The organism is Flavobacterium riviphilum (genome assembly GCF_055231795.1).
Map to the genome: position 1 here is coordinate 1 of NZ_JBUYSY010000032.1, position 4,400 is coordinate 4,400.

The 4,400-nt window shown below is 38.5% G+C and carries 3 protein-coding genes and 1 tRNA gene; 2 read left to right on the forward strand and 2 right to left on the reverse strand.

The annotated features are described in order from the left end of the window. Positions 1-142: 142 nt before the first annotated feature. Positions 143-216, reverse strand: a tRNA-Asn gene (locus ACZIX2_RS14090). A gap of 133 nt (positions 217-349) precedes the next feature. After that, the gene (rseP, locus tag ACZIX2_RS14095; protein WP_463340732.1) at positions 350-1,693 is read right to left on the reverse strand and encodes an RIP metalloprotease RseP; all 1,344 of its coding nucleotides are present in this window, start codon (positions 1,691-1,693) and stop codon (positions 350-352) included. A 255-nt stretch (positions 1,694-1,948) separates the two neighbouring features. Between rseP and ACZIX2_RS14100 the strand changes: the two genes are divergently transcribed. Further along, entirely contained in the window at positions 1,949-2,989 is a 1,041-nt protein-coding gene (locus tag ACZIX2_RS14100) for a Gfo/Idh/MocA family oxidoreductase (RefSeq protein ID WP_463340733.1), read from the forward strand. 96 nt (positions 2,990-3,085) lie between these two features. Beyond that, entirely contained in the window at positions 3,086-4,288 is a 1,203-nt protein-coding gene (locus tag ACZIX2_RS14105) for an MFS transporter (protein ID WP_463340734.1), read from the forward strand. Positions 4,289-4,400 lie beyond the last annotated feature (112 nt).

The following is a 4,400-nucleotide window of genomic DNA, read 5'->3' on the forward strand; positions in this document are numbered from 1 at the left end:
GTAAATAGAAGAAAAACAAAATTATGTTACAAGTAATATTATGTCAGTAAATGATAATCGAAAGGATAACTTTTTAAGATGAAACCTAGTCCAAAAAGTTTTTCCATAAAAAAAAGCCCGACATTGCTGTCAGGCTTTTAAGCTCCCCCTCTTGGGCTCGAACCAAGGACCCTCTGATTAACAGTCAGATGCTCTAACCAACTGAGCTAAGGAGGAAACTGTGTATTATAATGCGTAGTAGGAACGTTTTTTGTTACTATGACTGACATTGTTTGTTTGTCTTAGCGGTTGCAAAGATACACCTAATTTCAAGTTCTGCAAACAAAAAATGAACTTTTTTTAATTTTTTTTATCGTCCCACAATCGCTTTGTAAATGTCGTTTCCGTTGGCAAATAAAAGCAACGAGATAAGTAAAACAAAACCAACCATTTGGGCATTCTCAAGGAATTTGTCACTTGGTTTTTTGCCACTAATGATTTCGTACAACAAAAACATAACATGTCCACCATCCAAGGCTGGAATCGGCAATAAATTCATTACCCCCAACATAATCGACAACAAAGCGGTGATGTTCCAGAATACTTCCCAGCTCCAAGAACTAGGGAAAATATTAAAAATAGCCGCAAATCCGCCCACTTGTTTGTACGCTTTAGTTTCTGGATTAAAAATCATTTTTAATTGTTTGCCGTAGCCTAACAATTGGTCTTTCCCTCTTTCAATTCCCACTGGGATCGATTCGAAGAAACCGTATTCTTGCTTACTGATTTTGTAGTAACCTAATTTCTCTAACGATTCTAATCCTAAAGCACCTACTTGTATGCCCAATTTCGCATCTTTATTTACGAGAACTTGAACCGGTACTTCTTTTTCATTTCGAATTACAACCGCTGGAAGGGTTTTACCTTTGTTGGCTTTTAAAATAGCTGTTACTTGGTCGTAATACTTGGCAGGTTGTCCATTTAAGGAAACCATAACGTCTTTGGGCTGTAATTGTTTATTTACTGACTCTTCAGGAATAGCAGTAACCGCAAACGGCATACGCATGCTTACCAAGGGTCCTTTTTCTAACTTTGACAATTGATCTACAAAATCAACTGGCATGGTTATCGTTTGAACAACACCTTTTCGCTCAATTTCGACTTTTTTCCCCATGATCAATTTCATGTTGATTTCACTGTCGAATTTTACAATTTTTTCGCCATCAACACTAAGGATTTTATCTCCGGTTTGAAACCCAATTTTATTCATCACTGGATTTTCAATCAATAGTCCATCTTTTAAATCATCATTGGCCACAAACATTTCGCCATAAGCAAAAGCCATTCCTATATAGATAATGAAAGCCAAAATGAAATTCACGGTAACCCCACCCAACATGATAATCAAACGTTGCCAAGCGGGTTTGGATCTGAATTCCCAAGGTTGTGGTGGCAGTGCCATTTGTTCCTTGTCCATACTCTCATCGATCATCCCAGAAATTTTTACATATCCACCTAGAGGCAACCAACCAATACCGTATTCGGTTTCGCCGATTTTCTTTTTGAGTAACGAGAATTTGAGGTCAAAAAACAAGTAGAATTTTTCTACTCTCGTTTTGAATGCTTTGGCAGGAATAAAATGTCCTAATTCGTGCAAAATAATCAGTAAGGACAAACTCAATAAAAATTGAGAAAACTTGATAACGATTTCCATTGTATACTTTTAATTCTTAAATAACGCACAAAAGTAGCGTTTTATATTGTAATTGTGAGCGCAATATACTACATAGGATTTTAATTGTTTGTTAATTTGATGCCCGTCTTCAAATAAAAACTCCTAAGCCTTAATTGGCTAGCAAATATAGAATCACAAATCGTATCCAAAATTGAGACAATAATCATCTGGCCCCATAATTCTGTGTAAATTTGCAAAACGAAGCTTTTTCCAATCTTTCAATCAATCTACAAAATGCAAAAAATAAAAACCGCTTTACTTTCATATGGCATGTCTGGAAAAGTATTCCACGCTCCTTTTCTCGATTTACATCCCGGTTTTGAAATAACGGGCGCTTGGGAACGCAGCAAAAAAATCATCCAAACCGACTTTCCTTCTGTAAAAAGTTATGCTTCCTTAGACGAGTTACTGCAGGACGATTGCGATTTGGTAATCGTGAATACACCCGTGGGTACACATTATGAGTATGCCAAACAAGCCTTACTCGCCGGTAAACACACCATCGTAGAGAAAGCCTTCACTACTACTGTAGCCGAAGCCCAAGAGCTAGCTGCTTTGGCCAACGAAAAAGGACTGCAACTGGCCGTTTTTCAAAACAGAAGATGGGACAGCGACTTCAAAACGGTTCAAAAAGTACTGCAAGACAAAATCCTAGGCGATATCGTAGAGGCCGAAATTCATTTTGATCGCTACAATCCCAATTTGAGTCCAAAAATCCACAAAGAAACCCAAAATGCTGGAGCGGGTATTTTGAAAGATTTAGGTCCACACATCATTGATCAAGCCTTGTGTTTGTTTGGATTTCCAAAAGCCGTAAACGCAGACATTAGGACTACGAGAGCCCAGTCCGTAGTAGACGATTGGATTGACATTACCCTGTTTTATCCCGACCTAAGAGTGAGACTCAAAGCAGGCTTTTTTGTGCGCGAACCCCATCCTTCCTATACACTACATGGCAAGAAAGGATCGTTTTTAAAAGCTAGAGGCGATGTACAAGAAGACGAATTGAAACTCGGTAAAAAACCCAATTTGACCACATGGGGCACCGAACCAGAAAACTTGCAAGGGCTATTACATACCGAAATCAACGGAAACATTATACGAGAAAAAGTGATTACCCTACAAGGTAATTATTACACTTTTTTTGATGGTGTATATCAAGCAGTGCTTCATCAAAAACCTCTTCCCGTTACAGCAGCAGAAGGTGTTCAAGTGATGCAAATCATAGAAGCGGCCATCGCTAGCCATCAACAACAAAAAAGAATCAACTTATAAACAAAATCGATGTAAATCATTCTTCTACTGTTCTCTTCTAGCGCTATACGGTTCTTTGTCGTAATTTTGTAACTTTAATTTTAAAACAGACAAACCTTGCTTTTCCTTCAATTTTTAAAGAAATCCAACAAGAAATTGCCTAAATCCTATAGCAAAGCCAAAACTGCCTATTTGAATAGAATTCGGCTTGCAGTAGGTATGTTTTATTTTGGAATGGGGCTTACTTTTGCTACATGGGCGAGTAGAATTCCAGCCATCAAAACCGCATTACAACTAAGTGAGGGAACTTTAGGCACACTTTTGTTTGCCCTTCCTGTAGGACAGCTCACCATGATGATGTTCTCTGGGAAATTGATTACAAAATTAGGAAGTCACCGCATTTTGCCATTTTCCATTTTGTGTTATACTTTTAGTATGACCAATTTGGCATTAGCGCAAAATGCATGGCAATTAGCCTTGGGCTTGTATTTATTTGGATTGACGGCCAATTTAACCAATATTGCAGTGAATACCCAAGGCGTGTTTACCGAATCGCTTTTCAAACGCAATATCATGTTGTCGTTTCATGGGATTTGGAGTTTGGCAGGGTTTACAGGAGCTTTGATAGGATTGGGAATGTTGGCTTTAGAAATTCCTACTTACACTCATTTTGTTATTGTGGCTCTATTGGTAGTACTCATGGTATCCTTCAACTATAAATTTTTACTACAAGTAAAAGAAACGCAAAAAACAGAAAAAAAACCCTTTTTCAAGCCCGATCCAACTTTAATTTGGTTGGGTGTCATTGGATTTTGTTGTATGGCTAGCGAAGGGGTAATGTTTGATTGGAGTGGAGTATATTTCAAAGAAGTGGTGCAAGTACCTGGTTCCTTAGTTATTTTAGGCTATACTTCTTTCATGATAATGATGGCTTTGGGCCGCTTTTTTGGGGACCGTCTGACACAAAAATGGGGACGCAAAAAAGTCATGCAAATCAGCGGTTGTGTAATTTCCTCTGGTTTGTTGACCGCTGTATTTTTTCCCTATCTCCTCTCTGCAACTATTGCCTTTATGTTTGTAGGTTTAGGCGTGTCGACCATAATACCAACTTTGTATAGCCTCGCAGGCAAACACCCCACTATCCCAACTGGCGAAGCACTAACAGCAGTATCAAGTGTAAGCTTTTTGGGATTCCTAATGGGCCCGCCTTTAATTGGTTATATCGCCGAAGCTTGGGGATTGCAGTTTTCTTTCGCTTTTATAGGTATTTTCGGTTTTATCATTGCTTTAATGGTTACCAAAATAAAAATTGAAGCCTAATTTTTAGGAGCAAAACTCCCCCACATTTCAAGACCTCTCCTCCTGCTGTCCGCTATATCTTTTGTGGCGTTTCCAAAAGTAAGGAAACACCACAAAAGGATGCCGCTCCCAT

Coding starts and splice junctions, on each gene's coding strand:
- rseP (WP_463340732.1), bottom strand. CDS start 1,693: ATGGAAATCGTTATCAAGTTTTCTCAATTTTTATTGAGTTTGTCCTTA.
- ACZIX2_RS14100 (WP_463340733.1), top strand. CDS start 1,949: ATGCAAAAAATAAAAACCGCTTTACTTTCATATGGCATGTCTGGAAAA.